Source organism: Flavipsychrobacter sp. (assembly GCA_041392855.1).
GTDB lineage: Bacteria > Bacteroidota > Bacteroidia > Chitinophagales > Chitinophagaceae > UBA5543.
The window spans coordinates 1,160,677-1,178,199 of the sequence record JAWKLD010000001.1 but is presented as its reverse complement, the minus strand read 5'-3'; the positions used below and the strand labels follow the sequence as shown (position 1 = coordinate 1,178,199).

General features: G+C 37.0%; 11 protein-coding genes. 7 read left to right on the top strand and 4 right to left on the bottom strand.

Translation table 11 applies throughout. From position 1 onward, the window contains the following. Positions 1-9 precede the first annotated feature (9 nt). Entirely contained in the window at positions 10-1,236 is a 1,227-nt protein-coding gene (serA, locus tag R2800_05575) for a phosphoglycerate dehydrogenase (GenBank protein ID MEZ5016504.1), read from the bottom strand. 163 nt (positions 1,237-1,399) lie between these two features. Here serA and R2800_05570 point away from each other — a divergent pair, with 163 nt between their 5' ends. From R2800_05570 to R2800_05560, 3 genes are all read left to right on the top strand, one after another. Next, positions 1,400-3,658 (top strand): SulP family inorganic anion transporter, encoded by a 2,259-nt coding sequence (locus R2800_05570; GenBank protein ID MEZ5016503.1) that lies wholly within the window; start codon positions 1,400-1,402, stop codon positions 3,656-3,658. A 110-nt stretch (positions 3,659-3,768) separates the two neighbouring features. Next, entirely contained in the window at positions 3,769-4,089 is a 321-nt protein-coding gene (locus R2800_05565) for a hypothetical protein (GenBank protein ID MEZ5016502.1), read from the top strand. Positions 4,090-4,188: 99 nt separating this feature from the next. After that, the gene (locus R2800_05560; GenBank protein ID MEZ5016501.1) at positions 4,189-5,367 is read left to right on the top strand and encodes a C1 family peptidase; all 1,179 of its coding nucleotides are present in this window, start codon (positions 4,189-4,191) and stop codon (positions 5,365-5,367) included. Between the two features lie 74 nt (positions 5,368-5,441). On the opposite strand, the gene R2800_05555 is transcribed toward R2800_05560, so the two are convergent. Together R2800_05555 and R2800_05550 are read right to left on the bottom strand one after the other, a co-directional pair. Continuing rightward, positions 5,442-8,666: a gliding motility-associated C-terminal domain-containing protein gene (locus R2800_05555; protein MEZ5016500.1), complete on the bottom strand. Its 3,225-nt coding sequence runs from the start codon at positions 8,664-8,666 to the stop codon at positions 5,442-5,444. 29 nt (positions 8,667-8,695) lie between these two features. Further along, the gene (locus R2800_05550) at positions 8,696-11,674 is read right to left on the bottom strand and encodes a gliding motility-associated C-terminal domain-containing protein (GenBank protein ID MEZ5016499.1); all 2,979 of its coding nucleotides are present in this window, start codon (positions 11,672-11,674) and stop codon (positions 8,696-8,698) included. A gap of 381 nt (positions 11,675-12,055) precedes the next feature. On the opposite strand from R2800_05550, the gene R2800_05545 reads away from it, so the two are divergent. The 4 genes from R2800_05545 (at position 12,056) to R2800_05530 (ending at position 16,858) form a co-directional block, all read left to right on the top strand. Continuing rightward, on the top strand, positions 12,056-12,856 hold the full coding sequence (locus R2800_05545; protein ID MEZ5016498.1) for an ABC transporter ATP-binding protein: 801 nt from the start codon (positions 12,056-12,058) through the stop codon (positions 12,854-12,856). Next, positions 12,849-14,651: a hypothetical protein gene (locus R2800_05540; protein ID MEZ5016497.1), complete on the top strand. Its 1,803-nt coding sequence runs from the start codon at positions 12,849-12,851 to the stop codon at positions 14,649-14,651. Before R2800_05545 ends, R2800_05540 begins: the two co-directional genes overlap by 8 nt. A gap of 33 nt (positions 14,652-14,684) precedes the next feature. After that, the gene (locus tag R2800_05535; protein ID MEZ5016496.1) at positions 14,685-16,538 is read left to right on the top strand and encodes a M1 family metallopeptidase; all 1,854 of its coding nucleotides are present in this window, start codon (positions 14,685-14,687) and stop codon (positions 16,536-16,538) included. A 131-nt stretch (positions 16,539-16,669) separates the two neighbouring features. Continuing rightward, a complete protein-coding gene (locus R2800_05530; protein MEZ5016495.1) occupies positions 16,670-16,858 on the top strand; it encodes a hypothetical protein in 189 nt (62 codons plus the stop codon). Between the two features lie 3 nt (positions 16,859-16,861). On the opposite strand, the gene R2800_05525 is transcribed toward R2800_05530, so the two are convergent. Beyond that, entirely contained in the window at positions 16,862-17,431 is a 570-nt protein-coding gene (locus R2800_05525) for a uracil-DNA glycosylase family protein (GenBank protein ID MEZ5016494.1), read from the bottom strand. Positions 17,432-17,523 lie beyond the last annotated feature (92 nt).

Below are 17,523 nucleotides of genomic sequence, written 5' to 3'. Positions count from 1 at the left end.
TTATTAGAGTTATGGTTTTATGATCCTTGCTTTTATAGTACCGGGTATCTGCTCAAGTTCAGCGAGTATTTCTTCAATTTTATCGGTAGGTTCTATGTCCAGTATTACATAGCCGATAGTAGCGTTAGTTTGTAGCGATTGGGCTAATATATTCAAATCCCTATCTGCTACTATCTTGATTATTTTCCTTAAGATACCAGGCTCATTATAGTGTATATGTGTTATTCTTTGAGCATTGTCATTATGAATAACTGTTGTTTCAGGAAAGTTGACTGCAAATGACGTAGCGCCTATATTGTTGTACTTAATTAATTTTTCAGCTACTTCTAATCCAATATTTTCTTGAGCTTCCTGTGTGCTACCTCCAATATGTGGTGTTAGCAACACATTGTCGAACTGCTGTAGGGGAGAAGTGAAAGTCTCTTTGATGGATTTTGGCTCAACAGGGAAAACATCTATTGCAGCGCCTAGTATTTTTCCTGATTCTAAGTTATTTACTAGTGCGTCAATATCTATCACATTACCTCTAGAGTAGTTGACGAGAAAACTGCCATTTTTCATCTTTTTAAACTCTTTTTCACCGATCAAATTTTCAGTAGCACCAGTGGCAGGTACGTGCAATGACACAACATCTGACATGGATAGCAGTTGCTCTAACGATTCTACTTGAGTGGCATTACCATGTTGTAGTTTATTATCAACATCGTAATAATAAACATGCATACCTAAGGCACTAGCTATGACGCTTAGCTGCGATCCTATATTACCGTAACCTACTATACCCAATACTTTTTTTCTTACCTCGAAGGAGTCTTTTGCAGACTTTTTCCATATGCCTTTATGTGCAGCAATGTTTTTTTCGGGTATGCCCCTCATTAAGTGTATTATAGTAGCAATTGTAAGTTCAGCAACACTTCTAGTATTTGAGAATGGGGCATTAAAGACGGGAATTCCTAAATATCCGGCATGGTTGGTGTCTACTTGATTGGTACCAATACAAAAACAACCAATACTAGAAAGGTTTTTAGCGGCATCTAATACTTCTTTTGTTAAATGGGTATTAGACCTGATGCCTATTATGTTTACGGATTTTATTTTATCAACAAGTTCTTGCTTGGAAAGGCTGGTTGTAATTTCCTCAATATCAGTATATCCAGCCTCTATAAATGCATTTTTGGCGTTAGCGTGTATTCCTTCAAGCAATAATACTTTTTGTTTTGCTATATCTGTATTCATAAAACTATACTACTTACGCTTAATGATACTAACAAATTATTAAAACACACGAGTTTTACCACATATTATGAACTAGAAAGTGAGTAAGAGAAAATATTCCTATTATTTCCTTATTTTAGTTAGTTCGGCGATAATTTGAATGAATATTGACTAATAATATCTAATGTCTATTAATAATACTCCTGCGGATTGGTTTAAGGGACTGGCACAGAATTGGAAAAATGATCTGGTAGCAGCTATAAGTGTGGCATTGGTAGCTATGCCTTTAGCATTAGGTATAGCCATAGCATCGGGTGCCCCTCCTATGTCTGGTATTCTATCAGTCATAATAGGTGGTTTTGTTACTACATTTATCAGAGGGAGCCACGTTGCAATAAATGGCCCTGCTAACTCATTGATAGCCATTGTTATAGTAGCAGTTGCTAGTCTTGATGATGGCTCTGGTAATGCGTTTAACTATGTTTTAGCGGCTTTCATAGTGTCTGGAGGCATACAGGTACTTTTAGGTTTGTTTAGGTTGGGGCGTTTAGCAGAAGCTATCCCATCTTCTGTAATACAAGGTATATTGGCTGCAATTGGTATAATAATAGTAGCGAAACAGCTACATGTTGCATTGGGTACTACTTCTGATGCGCCAAATATGATAGGCGTTTTAATAGATGCATTTAAAAATATTGGGCAGATCAACCCTTTTGTAGCCATAATATCATTGTTGGGTCTATTGTTATTGATTTTCCATGCCAAGATAAGTTATAAACTCTTCCATTTTTTACCAGCGCCTATGTGGGTGTTGATTATAGCAATACCGTTTGTGTATTTGTTTAATTTTTTTGAACCTCATAGTATTTCTCTTTTTGATAGGAGTTATAATGTAGGGCCAGAGTTGCTAATACATATTCCCAATAACCTGCTTAATAGTATCCAGCATCCTAATTTTAGTATGCTTGGTAAAGGCTCTTTTTGGCTGGTTGTTACCTCACTTACTTTAATAACAACAGTAGAATCTTTGGCCAGTACAAAGGCTGTAGATAAGCTGGACCCGTACAAAAGAAAGACGAATTTGAATAGAGACCTTATGGCAGTAGGGTTAAGCAGTATTGTTTCAGGTCTTATAGGAGGTTTGCCAATTGTTACGGTAATTGTTCGTAGCACAGTAAATATTCATAATAATGCAAAAACAAGATGGTCCAACTTCTTTCATGGGGCATTGATTCTGCTATTTATAGTATTGTTAGCCCCTGTTATGCAGTCCGTACCGTTAGCTGCATTAGCTGTAATTCTTGTTTTTTCAGGCTATAAACTTACAGCACCTAGGGTGTATGTCAATACTTACAATCAAGGGCTGGAACAATTACTATTCTTGGTAGGGACGTTGTTTATTACTTTATATAGTAGTTTGCTATGGGGTGTTCTCGGAGGTATTGTATTGACTTTGGGTGTACACTTATTGCTGGCAAGAGTACCCCTTTCGGTTTTCTTTGGTATGATCGTAAGGCCGGGAAATAAGCTGATGCACAAGGAAGGCAATAACTATGAGCTAAAAGTAAAGGGGGTTGCCAACTTTTTAACCATGTTGTCGATAAACAAGCTGTTAGAAAAAGTGCCACAAGGAGCTAGTTTGAAGATAAATGTTTCTACAGCAAGGTTAGTTGATTTGACCGTACTAGAAAGTCTTGATGATTTTAAAAGGATACACAAACTAAATGGTGGTAAGGTGAATATGGTTGGATTTGAGCATCATGTGGCGTCAACCAACCATAGGTTTGCTTTGAAAAGCCAAACAGCTCCAATACCTCATCGCTTGTCTTCGCGTGAGCAGAATATTAAGCAAGTAGCCTTTGAAAACAATTGGGGTTTTAGGCATGAGATTGAGTGGGATACTTATCTATTATCTAGTTTTAAGTTTTTTGAATCAAGACCTCTAGAGTATAAGACCAATATAATATCAGGCATGTATGAAGATCGTGATATGTCTTGGGAGATATGTGATATCACTTTTGATGAGGGTGCCTTAATGGCAATGGAGGTTTATCATACAACAGTTAAAGTCATAGAGTTGCCATTTGAAATACCTGAATTTACTCTTGAGTCTGAAGGTATTTTTGATAAGATATTTGATAGGGTAGCTTCCATAACTGGTCAAAAAGATATTGATTTTGCAGACTCTACAGTTTTCTCCAATAAACTACTATTGAAAGGTGATGATGAAAAAGCCGTTAGGAAGTTCTTTACACCTGAGCTTGTTGCTTTTTTTGAGGAAGAGCAAGCCTACCACGTGGAAAGTAATGGTAATGCCTTACTGATATTTAGAGATCTTAGGTTGGCTAGAGTGAGTGAGATAAATAAAATGCTTCGATTCTCTGATGAATTAATCAAAAGAATTAAACCTATAGAGGAAGTAGTGCATAGCTATGCCGATTAAAACTTATTGGTTGGATTCTATTTTAGGTTTCTTCTAAAAAAACTAGATAACTTTACATTTCCTATTGTGTGTTAGCTTAAAGTCCCTTTTAAGGAAAGAAATTTATATCCATGTTTATAAGAAATAACTCCTTTTCAGATTTTGAAACTTTATTAGAAGCGATCTATGATTTTGACTTAGGGGAACATGAGCTTAAGTTTAAATCTATTATTGAATCTGTTAGTAATGACATAGATACTAATGCTGAGATACAAGAATATGTAAAAGGTATGGACGCTGAGGATGGACTGGAATTGTTAGATGATATACGTCTGGAACAGGTTGCTAAAAGGCTTGAAGCTATGTACGACTCCTTTGAAATATATAGTGCCTGCTTTTATGGAATAAAAAATGAGCAAAAAGAGTTGTTGTCTGAGCTTATCCTGCAATAATATCACCAATATTATCACCTCTTAGTTATTATTCCCTCCATATATATTTAGTTATATTCGCAAGCTATTAATTTATATAATTTTTAAAACTGCGATATAATGAAACAACTAGTGACTTTTGTCGCTTTGTCATTTCCTTTATTAGCGTCTGCACAAGACGACCTAATAAAAAAACTAGATGGAAATGCTAGCGATAGTGCAAAAGGTAAATACACCTTTACACATGTAATCGATTTAGAGAATACGACGGTTAAGAACCAAGGAAGTTCTGGTACTTGTTGGAGCTATTCTACCAATTCTTTTCTAGAAAGTGAAATGGTAAGATTAGGTAAAAAGCCAGTAGATATAGCTGAGATATATACTGCAAGATGCGTATATCTTGATAAAGCTGAGAATTATATCAGAATGCATGGCTCTTTATCTTGGGGAGACGGTGGCGCTTGTCATGATGTTATTAATATGTATGCAAAATATGGAGCTCTTCCTCAAGATGTATATGATGGTCTAAATTATGGTACTAAGAAGAACCGTTTTGCTGAAATGCAAGGTGTATTGAAGGGGATACTTGATGTGGCAGTAAAAAATCCTAATAAAAAACTGACTCCAAATTTGAGAGCTTCTTTTAAGGCGGTGCTAGACATCTACTTAGGTGATGCCCCAGAGAGCTTTACTTGGAATGGTAAAAAATATACTCCTAAATCCTTTGCTGATGAAGTTATCGGTATTAACCCTGATGACTACATAGAGTTTTCTTCATTTAAATATCAACCATATTACCAAAAAAATATACTGATGGTTCCTGACAACTGGAGCTTTGATAAGGTGTATAATATCAAGATGGATGATATGATAGATGTTATTGACAATGCATTAAAGAAAGGGTATACAGTTGCTTGGGCTACAGATGTAAGTGAAAAATATTTTAGCTGGAAAAATGGGGTGGCTTTCGTTCCTGAAAAGGAATGGGAAGACATGGAAAAGGAAGAACGAGAAGTTCTATTTAATGGGCCTATGCCAGAACGTACTATTACGGAAGATATGCGTCAGGAAGCATTTGATGATTATACTACTACCGATGATCATGGCATGCATATAGTTGGTGTTGCAAAAGATCAAAATGGTAAAGAATATTATATCGTAAAAAATTCTTGGGGCGAAAAGAATGACTATAAAGGTTATCTCTACGTAACTAAAAATTATGTTCGTTATAAGACTACTGCATTTTTACTGAATAAGGGTGGGGTACCTAGTAAAATAATGAACAAGTTTAATAAGTAGAATTTCTAAAGTTTTCTGTAATAATAAAGCCGCTACAATTGTAGCGGCTTTATTATTTATGTAGTTCTAATTGATTATCTGATCAATGTTACTTCACCTTTGTAGGTCTCTACATACCCATCAGGGAAACCTACTCTTATGATGTAACTATAGTTACCCATATCCTGTGGCTCTCCTTTCCAAGTACCATTCCACGCTACATTAGGACCTGCACCACTGAATATTTCTTGACCCCAACGGTTGAATACTCTAAACTCCATTACTCTCTGGAAGCTCAGGTTAGACACCTTGAACAGGTCATTCTTACCATCACCATTAGGACTGAATGCTGTCGGTACAAACAGATTATCTCTGTAATCTACACTAACATGTAAGGTATCAAACGCTCTACATCCATTCAATCCAATACCACCAACGATATAACGTGTTGCTTCTTTTGGTGTAGCTATTGGGTAAGATATGTTTGGATTAGTTAATGATGATACAGGGCTCCAATTGTACATTCTAGCGCCAGTAGCTAATAGCTTGAAGCTTTGACCATACTTAATAGTACTGTCATCTTTGTTAAGGATACGTACATCTGGTAAAGGCATGATAGTTACTCTTGCCTCAACAGTGTCATAGCACCATACACTATCAGAAATAGCTACTCTATATACTGTAGATTTCTTAGGTGTTGCTATTGGGTCAGGACAATCTACACAGCTTAGTGATTTCTCTGCATTTAGGTATTTACCATCCTTATACTCATACCAGTTGTAAGTAAAGCCATTGTATGCTTTAAATGGCACACCATCATTATAACATACTGCGGTGTCTTCAGGGAAAACTTTAAAGTCATGCTTAGGTACATAAATACCCACAGTATCTCTTACAATACAACCACTACGACCAAATGTTTCTACAACATAATCAGTTGTTGCTGGAGCATAAGCCAATGGTTGTCTTATTGTCGAGTCTGACAAGAACTCACCAGGAGACCAGTTAACCACAAATGGCTGAGGATCAGCTTCACAATATTTGAATCTAAATATTGGACGAGCTTGTACAGCTTCTATACTAGTTGAGTTGTTTACAGCACATACATCTTTAGCAAATGTATCAGCAGGTAATAAAGTTAAACCACTTACATAAGTAGTAGGAGAGTATTTAATTAGAGGAGGTTGACCTGCAGTATTATTACAGCTTACAACAACGCTATCATTATTGCTATAACAGAATTCAACGATTAGGTTACGAGTAGTATCCCAGTTGTACGGTGTAGTGAAAACAAACTCTTTCCAACCATTAGGCATGAATTCATTAGCTGAAGAATAGACTTGAACTAAACCATTTTCAAAACCACCATTAGTAGTCAACTCATCTTTATTAGTACACTTGATCTTAATAGTAAAGTTATTATATCTATGTGTCGCTAAAGTAGATTTATCTAGCTCCATTGATAGGCTATTGATAGTAGCAGAACGTAGTCCTGACTCCCATAGGTCTGCCTTACGGATTAGATATTGGTGCTTCATCGTATATACATTATTTTGCAATGTAGGTGTTGTAGCGCCAAATGTATCATAAGGTACTGTTCCATATACTGGTGAACCAAATACAGTAGCTTCTTCAGGAGTAGTACAAGATGTCGGATTGCTTACACCACATTTTACATTACTTTGAGGTGGCTTACCTGTAATTAATGCTTCTAACTGAATATAGTCAGGACGACATTGTATAATTGGGCTTCTTGGTAACGTCGTGATTTTATTACTTGTATCAATAAACACTGCTACAGTATCTCTATTCTTACAATTACCAATCAAGTCAGGAGTTTTTACAACATAACTTCTTGTTATAGTTGTTGTAGCAACAGGATTGTGTATGTTACTATTACTTAATCCTATAGCAGGGCCGCCATTCTGATCTTCCCAACTTACCTTCAGGTCGTCAGCACCTTTTACAAAAAGCTGGCGAGGGGTAGGGTTGAGTTGACAAATAGGTAAATCAGGACCAGCGTCTAAACCTGCTACAACTTTGATTAAAATAGTTCTAGCATTTTTAAGTACGATAGGTTGCCAAATAGCACATGTTGAGTCTTTTGAAGTAACTACAAGAGAGTGTTCTCCTATGTCAGCAGTTGTTGGGGTCCATGTAAATGTACCAGTTACATTATTAGTACCTTGACCTACAGCGCTGAATGCGGAACCTGCTATGATATTGTTATTAGCGGTCATGTATAGATTGTGAGTTGTACTATCTGTTTGAGAGTTTACTTCAAACTCTAGGTTACTACCCGGGCACGCAAAGACAACATCACCATCTTTTGTATTGATAATAGTACCTTCTTTGATTTTTACAGATAGTTTTTGCAAGTCATCAATATCAGGAGGTGGTGCAGTACATGGTAAAACAGATACCTGAACATCTCTATATACATAACTTAAAGGAATACCTGTTCCACGCTCATAGTCATTAGCTCTAAAAGCAAATACAAAGAAACCTTGCGCCGTAGGCGTAAACGTAGCCGTACCTGTAATAGAATTAAGCTTATAAGGATTGCTCGCGGCAGAAGCAATAGGGTCAGCTACACTGTAGCCTGCTGCATAGCCACATGGGTTACCAACGTTACCTGCTGGTGTAAATGGTGTTTGTTGTAATATCTCAAGAGAGTCACCATTTATATCATAAGGCTCATTCAAATAAGTAGTAGGCTGGTTGATACAAATATAAGGTAGCGGGTTACTAAGGAACCTAGGCGTACTATTATTATACTTCGTCAAGTTATTCAAACCAGCTTCTAAGTATAAAGAACCACAGCCTGTAAGGTTACTAGTATTTCTACCACCATTAGACCACCAGAAGCGCCAGTCTGTTTGAGGGCTAGGTAATGTTACCGTACCTGTATATCTTCTTACTCTAAATGCAGGGTATTGATCTTTATTGGCTAATATCCTACAGCTGTTCAAAGGAGCGAAAGCAGGACACAACGAGTGCGTCGTGTCAGGCCTAGCATTCGGGTCTGTAACTGTTATATTATTAACGCCTGTAGCTCCATTAAGAGACTCATATCTTACAGTCTGTGTTGTACCAGCATCAAGGTAACAGTTTTGACATCCTAAATATATCGTCAAGGATATGTCGTATTTGTACTCAGGGCTTGAACATCCGTCTGCTCCTTTACCGGCATAAGTTACATATATGTCGGCAGCGGCAAAGTGACAAGCTTCTGCGGTTTTTGTACTTAATACACTTAGCAATAAGATAGCTAAAGGCATTAATACCGTTCTCATTTTATTTTTTATTCGTAGTCCCATCTTATATGGTTTTATTCTAATTAATATTCTTATCTAACAAGAGTTACGTTACCTTGCTTATTGATTGCTCTACCAGTAGGAGAGATACCATCTACAGTATAGATGTAAACACCCATTGGTTGTGGTTTGTCATTGAAACGGCCATCCCATCCTTCATTGATGTCTTTAGTTTCAAACATTTTCACACCCCAACGGTTGTACACCGCAAAACTCTTCAATTCAAAATCTCCTCTGCCTACTAGCTTGAAGACACCGTTTCTGCCATTACCAGGTGCAAACGCATTCGGTAATTTCACATAACTATCTTCCATTACTAATACATCCACAGAGTCTGTAACCGTACAACCACCTTCTGTTGTACCTCTAACGATATATCTTGTATTAACCTCAGGTCTTGCTATCGGGTTACCGCTGCTTGGGTTGCTTAAACCTAGTGGTGGGAACCAGCTATAGTACAAACAGTTGCCTTGAGGGTCCATTTGATAACTTTCCTTAGGATAGATCCTTACTGAATCCGGTAAGTGTAGTATCGCTTTCGGACGTACCACGATCTTCACATTAGCTGTATCCTTACAATTGTTAGGGTCTACACCATAGATGGTATACAAACGATTAGCTACAGGCCATGCTTTTGGTGTCAAACCATCGGTGCTGCTGATATTGATATCAGGGCTCCAGGTATATTTAGTACCTACTGGTACGGTCAAGGTCAAGCTAGCAGTATCTCCAGGGCAGATAGCTGTATCTGATGATACTTGTAAGAAATCTGCAGGGTATACCGAAATGGTCACTTGCTCTGTATCCGCACAACCTACACTTGAAGCCACTCTTAAAGACAAGGTTGTAGTTGCTGTACCCTTGAATATCGGATTAAGTATCGCATCATCATTTAGTGATGATCCTGGTGTCCACTTATAAGTATAACCAGTATAAGAAGCAGGGATCACTTCTCCTTTCACACTAATGGTATCATCAAAACAGATAGAAGCATCAGGGCTTACCGTTACTGTTGGTATTGGTTGAGCCTCTATAGTGATGCTCGCCAAGCTGTCATCACAACCTGTGTAAGAAGCTCTTAATACATAAGTATTAGTTCCTTCTTTTATTGGAGTGATCTTAGTGATCAAAGTACCAGGACTAGATAAAGTAGAACCTGATGTATCTACCCAGTTATAAGTATAACGAGTATCTCCTTTACCACGGATCTCTATAGTTTCTCCTTCACAGATCACTGTATCAGGATTATCCAAGTTAAAGCCATCCAATACATCTATGTTTACTGTATCTCTAGCTTTACAGTTGTTTTTATCTGAACCTACCACTACGATGTAGGTAATATCTACAGGAGTATTGGTTGTTGGGTTAGATATTGTATCTGAACTAAGATAAGTTGCAGGCGTCCACTTATAATTATATTTAGCGCCTTGTGTAGCTGTTGGTTTGATGTTTAAGCTTATTGTTTTACCAGGACAACCGATAACATCATCTTGACCTTGGAAACTTGGTCCTTGCAATACATTTACCGTAACCGTATCACTATTATCCTTACAGAAAGACGATGCTCCTGAGGTCACCACATAAGTAGAGGTTTTATTTGGTGTTGCTACCGGGTTAGGGATATTAGGGTTATTCAAACTGTTTTGATCACCACCTGGTAATACGGTCCATGTGTAGTTACCGCCACCAGTCACTCCTAAGAAAGCAGCTTCGTTAGAACAAATACTTGTATCAGGCACAGCCTTGGTTGTTGGCCATACATAGATAGGTACTGTGATCGCATATACTAATAAGATACCTGGAGGACGACAAGTAGAATCCTTCATCGTTAAGATGATATTATTCAAACCTGCGTCTGCAGCACCAGGTGTCCAAGAGAAACAACCACGAACAGAGTCTGTCTTCTGGTTGGTATAGGTCATAGTAGCTGCAGGGATAGAAGAAGCATGGTTGTCTTCTACTATGATGATAGCTCCAGTATCTTGTGATTCAATATCAAAACAAAACTCGATCTTTTGATCGATACAACCATTGACCTGATTGTTCAACCATTGACCTCCGGTTACTGTAGTAACGATACTTGGTGTATCGATCTTCGGAACTACTGCACTACATGGTAATACCTGTACCTGTACATCTCGTATGATAGAGCCTAAGAATTGATTGTTCCTATATTCAGTTGTTCTGATCGATAAGGTAGAAGCCCCTTGCTGCGTAGCGGTAAAGGACATCTGACCTGTTGCTGTATTAAGAGAAAAGTTATTATTACCTGTTTGTAAAGGGTTGGTAGGGAAAGAGATAACCGGGGTTTGGTTAACCAAACCTATGTTTGTAGCAGCATTCTGACAGCTACTACCCACCAATGGGTTAATGATCTGAGATACTAAAGAGTCTCCATTAGGATCGATCGCACCATTATTGTACGTATATTGTTGGTTCACACATACATATGGGATCGGTTTAATAGAGAAATAAGGTGAGGAGTTGGCCCAGGTGAAGGAACTATTGAATATAGTCTCCACATATAGGTTACCACCTACGATATTGTTACTACCGTTACGAGCACCGATCCATACCGCAAACTTCCAAGAGTTACACGCTAATGGTAAGGTCTCGATAACAGAATACCACCATTCTCGATATCCGGGAACAGAGGAAGATGAGTTTTGACATTTGTTGGTATACTGAGAACAACCTGCTGATACAGGAGAACCATTTGGCTGGTTATACGGTGGTACCGTTCCTGTCCATTGCGTCATCGTTCTGTTGAACGTTGTATTGGTACAACTATTAAAGAAACAAAGACTAACAGAAGTAGGTTGAGAGATACCTGTACAGTCGCGGTAAAACTTAAAGAAGAATCTATATGTAGAGTCTCCTAACCACTCATATACAATCTCTCCACCTGCAGCATGCGATGCTTTTGCCTCTTTTGAAGCGGTGGTTAAACTAATTATCGCAATAAAGGCAATAATCAGTAGTCGTGCTTTTTTAATCGGATGGTATTTCATTTTATAGTGTTGATTTCAAACATCAAAAAACTGTTAATCTGTTGCTTTTATATCTATTTTATAAAGGTTTTACAATATAGATAATGATCGCCATATTTTAACAATATCTTTATCACTATTTAAGACATCGTTTGCTATTTCTAGGTTGGGCATAAAAGGCATATTAATTGATAAAAAACCTTAATTTTTTTAAGCATTAATAACTTCTAGGTAAAAAACGGTGTAATTCCTGTTCAGTTATTAATTATTAGCTCATATATTAGTTTGATTTAGATGTGAAATATTTGGTTTTTTTAAGTTTTTAAGCTAAAAAGTCTACATATTGCAGTCCAAAAAGTATAAAATCGTCATTTTTAGTACAAATATTGAATAGTTGATATAATGGAACCAATTATAACTATCCGAGGACTTTCAAAAAGTTACGGAGATAAAAAAGTATTGTCAAATATAGATTTAGACGTTTTTGCAGGTCAAATAATTGGCTATATAGGCCCTAATGGAGCTGGTAAGTCAACTACAGTGAAAATTCTAACTGGCATTATACAAGATTACGAAGGTGAGGTTAGGGTTAACGGGGTGGAATTGTCTGAAAATATACTCGATATTAAAAAGAAGGTTGGGTATATACCGGAATTAACAGAAATGTACGACCTCTTAACTCCAAGGGAATATTTACAATTTGTAGGGAAATTGCATCACTTATCTGATGAAGTAATAGAAACAAGGTCTACCCAAATGTTAAGTGCCTTTGGTTTGTCCGACAATATGGATCAAAGAATGGACAGCTTTTCCAAGGGTATGAGGCAGAAGGTATTGATTACATCAGGATTAATACACAACCCTTCAATAGTCGTATTGGATGAGCCATTGTCTGGACTTGATGCTAATGCGGTCATTATGGTAAAAGAGTTGTTGCAAGTATTGAAAGATGAGGGTAAAACAATTTTTTACTGCTCTCATATGATGGATGTAGTAGAAAAGGTATCTGATAGAATAGTATTGATCAATAATGGTAAAATAGAGGCCGATGGCACTTTTGAAGAACTGAAAAGAGGTAGTGCCGATTCGTTAGAAAAGATATTCTCAAAGCTTACAGCACAAGAAGGGGACGCCGTTCATGCAAATAACTTTGCATCAATATTTAAATCTGAGATAACTACAAATACTGAAACATATGAATAAGTTTCTGTTGTGGATGGTGATGTTGCCATCAGGTATTTGGAAAAAATTGGGTGTTGATCTAATTCAACTTAAAGCTATTCTAGAGGCTAAGCTAAAGATGGATGACAGGAAGCCACTGTCATTTGGAGGGAATAAAGGCGTAGAGCGCTCGAGGAAAAAGAAAAGAAAGAATACATCTGGGATTACGATGTTGCTATCGTTTTTTATGGGTATTATTTATGTCTTTCCTATTACTTTGGTATGGTTAGATCCGGTAATGGGACTCGCTCTGTTCTTTACCATATTCATGTTCTTTCTTGTATTTACGCTTATTACAGATTTTTCAAATGTATTGGTAGATACTAAGGATAAGTTTATACTTTTTCCGAGACCTATTGATGATAAGACAATAACCTTGTCTAGGCTTTTGTATGTATGTATCTATCTCTTTAGGATAGTGATACCAATGTCTATGCCTGCATGGATCGTATTTACAATTGCAAAGGGATGGTTAGGATTTTTATGGTTCCCGTTACCTATATTTTTAAGTGTTTTTGTCGTACTGCTGTTGGTTAATGGCTTATATCTTTTGATCATTAAGCTATCAAAACCAGGTAAGTTTAAAGAAGCGATAAATTACTTTCAAATAGCATTTTCAATTGTCTTTTTTGCTACCTACATGTTAGGTACAAGAATGATAGATTTTGAAAATATAGATAAAGTCAATTTTCAAGTTTTTGACTGGGCAAGATATATTCCTTCCTATTGGTTGGCAGCTGCTTGGACTTGGGTAGAGCCTTCTGTTAAGGCATTGCCGGGAACGAAGATATTAAGTGTTTTAGCTATACTTTTCCCTTTTGCAAGTTTGTGGATTACTATAAAATACTTAGCGCCTCAGTTTGCAAAGAATCTTACAAAATCTGAAGATGCTAGAGTAGTTGAAGAGCCTATTGCGAAAAAGAAAGTAAAAGTTAGTAGTGATAATCAAAAAGCACTTTATAGCAAGTTAGCAGACCTGTTTAATAAAAATGGTGTGGAGAAGGCTGGTTTTATGATGACATGGTTACAAACCGCCAGAAGCCGAACTTTTAAGATGAGAGTGTACCCCTCGTTTGCCTATGTGCCTGTTTATTTCTTCTATTTTATGTTTAACAACAGTAGCTCATCTATAACTGAGACAATGAGTGGGTTGAAAGAGAATACAGGTGCTATGACCATGCTATTATATTTTACCACTTTTGTCATTTTACAGGCATTGAACTTTATTACTATGTCTGACCAGTATAAGGCTGCATGGGTATACTATGCTACGCCTGTAGAAAAGCCAGGGAGTGTCATTGCTGGTGCATTTAAAGCAATGTGGGTAAAGTACTTCTTGCCTTTTATGATAGTAATAGGAGGCTTTGTGGTATATGTATGGGGAGTAGGAGCTATCATCGACATTCTGTTAGCTATGGTAAACATTACCTTCTTTGCTGTAGCCATTACTAGAATAAGTAATAGGTATCTGCCGTTTTCTATAAAGGAGCAAATAAAAGATTCGGGAGGTAAAACTGTTTTTCGTGTAATTGGTACTTTAGGGCTAATTGGAGGCTTGGGTTTTGTACACTATAGTATAGCAAGTGTAGGTAGTATGCAAAATATATTGGAAGGCTTAAGGCTACAGCATTTTATTAATTTGTCTTGGCTTACTTGGCTGTCTATAGCATTAAAGTTGATATTCCTTATCTTGTCTTCAATATTGCTTTGGGTTTCGTTTGATAGTTTGAAAAACACAAGTTGGGAAACCTTAAAACGCTCTGAAGAGCATATGTGATCTATCTCAAATTAATACAAGAAAAAATATATAATGTTTAAAAAACTATTGTCTATTGTCCTTGTTGGGGCATTGTTACAATCTTGCAACGAGCCTGATGCTGCTCAAGAAAAAAACTTTGTTGCAAAAGATCTGCATACACAGTCTAATGCAGACAAAGTGTCTATAAGTCATTTGAATTTAGACGTTACAGTAAACTTTGATGAAAGAATTATTGATGGTACTGCTACTTGGACCATTGAAAATAAAGGGAATGAAAAAGAGCTTAAATTAGATACTTACGACCTCACAATAAAAAGTGTTACTGTTGACGGAAATGCTGTCGAGTTTAAGAAAGGAGATAAAGTAGAACATTTGGGTAGCGTATTAATAATACCTATTACAGAACAGGCTCAAAAAGTTGCAGTGAGCTATACTACAGGTAAAGGAGCGAGAGCATTGCAGTGGATGACGCCTCAACAAACAGCTAGTAAGGCACACCCATTCTTATATACACAGTCTGAAAGTATATACGCACGTTCTTGGATACCTGCTCCAGATGGTCCTGGTATACGTTATACATATGAGGCTACAGTACGAGTGCCTAAAGGGTTAATGGCTCTAATGAGTGCTGAAAATCCTCAAGAAATAAGCGAAGATGGTGTTTACCATTTCAAGAATGACACACCCATACCTGCTTATTTAATGGCTTTAGCAGTCGGTGATCTACGTTTTAAGGCAATTGATGAGCGTACCGGAATCTATGCAGAACCTGTGATGTTAGATAAAGCGCATGATGAGTTTATAGAAGTTGGGCAAATGGTATATACTGCAGAAGACTTGTATGGATCATATAGATGGGGTAGGTATGATATGTTAGTGTTGCCTTCAGGTTTCCCGCTTGGTGGTATGGAAAACCCTAAGCTTACTTTCCTTACACCTACAATTATTTCAGGTGATAGATCATTGGTCAACTTAATTGCGCATGAGTTGGCTCATAGTTGGAGTGGCAATTTGGTAACCAATGCTACCTGGAATGACTTTTGGTTGAATGAAGGGTTTACCGTTTATTTTGAAAGAAGACTTACAGAGCAAATGACAAGCAAGGGGTATGCAGATATGCTTTGGGAACTAGGCTACCAAGACTTGGAAGCGACTGTTGAAGAGATAGGTGCTGCTGATAAAGACACATATTTGAAATTGGACTTGACAGGGCGTGATCCTGACGACGGGTTGACAGATATTGCTTATGAGAAAGGTGCTTTGTTTTTACGATTGATAGAAAATAATGTTGGCCGTGAGCGTATGGATGCATTCCTGACCAGCTATTTTAATGAACATGCGTTTAAAACAATTACTACTGAAAAGTTTATCGCCTATCTGAATGAACATTTGATAAAAGGAGATGAAGAACTAGCAGCTAAAATAAATATTGATGCTTGGGTATATGGCCCCGGTATACCTAATAATGCTCCAAGAGCAGATAAGGAGCGTTTTGACAAAGTAGATGCTGAAAGAGAAAAGTTTTTGTCTGGTACTAATGCTACCGATTTAGTAACTAATGATTGGACCACGCACGATTGGTTGCACTTTTTAAGAAAAATGCCTAAGCCATTGACAATAGATCAGATGGCTACTCTTGACAAAGCATATTCGTTTACAGAAAGTAAGAATAGTGAGATAGCAGACCTATGGTATATTATGGCAGTATCAGCAAGTTATGAGCCTGCTTATACTGCGATGGAAAACTTTTTGATCAATGTAGGTCGTCGTAAATTCTTAACACCTCTATACAGAGAAATGATGGAAACGGGGAAAGAGGATATGGCTAAAGCTATTTACGAGAAAAGTAGAAATAACTACCATCCATTAGCACAAACAACATTGGATGAGCTAATTAATAAGTAGCATAATAAATACTACTAAAATTTATTCAGAGGTCAGTGAGCAATATGGTCACTGACCTTTTTTTGTCAGTATTTTTCTATGGTGTTTTATGCTCAATTTTGTATTTTTATTATATGACAAGAGGGTTGCGAATGATAAAAAAGGCGGCAGTATTATTGCTTGTACTCACTTCTTTAGGGTTTGGTGTAGATTATTATACTGCTCAAGGTCGCCTGCCTAATGTCTTTACTCTCGTGCCTTTTCTTCTTCTTATTGTTGTATGCCTGATATGGTTGGTAATGTATGTGTTTAGGTTTATTGTAGATAATTCTAAATCATAGTTATTAGATATGTTTGTTAACTACATTTTGCAAATAGGGTATTACTTCTTTTTCAAACCAAGGGTTCTTGGTTAACCAAAAACGATTGCGTGGAGATGGGTGAGGTAGAGGAAGCATATTAGGTAAGTACTCTTTGTACGCTTGTACTGTTTGGGTTAGGTTACTTTTTATATTTTCTTGCAGGTAGTATTGTTGTGCATACTGGCCAACAAGTAATGTTAATTCAATTTTATTCATGCTGTCTAAAAGCATTTTATGCCATTGGGGTGCACATTCTTTTCTAGGTGGTAGGTCTCCTGTTTTCCCTTTCCCGGGGTAGCAAAACCCCATTGGTACTAGTGCTATTTTAGATTCATTATAAAAAATAGTTTTGTCTACGCCTAGCCATTTTCTTAATTGGTTCCCGCTAGGGTCATCCCAAGGAATTCCTGTTTCATGTACTTTTCTTCCGGGAGCTTGTCCTACAATAAGAATTTTTGCTTGTTCACTAACTTGAATAATTGGACGTATGCCATGCTCTAGATATGATGCACATATGTTACAATCGTTTATTTGCCTAATTAGATTTTTCACTACTGAAAGGTACGATGTATATAATTATTGCAACAGATAGGATGCTATTGCTACATGTTTATCGTTATGATAACTTTTAAGCCCTTGTGTAT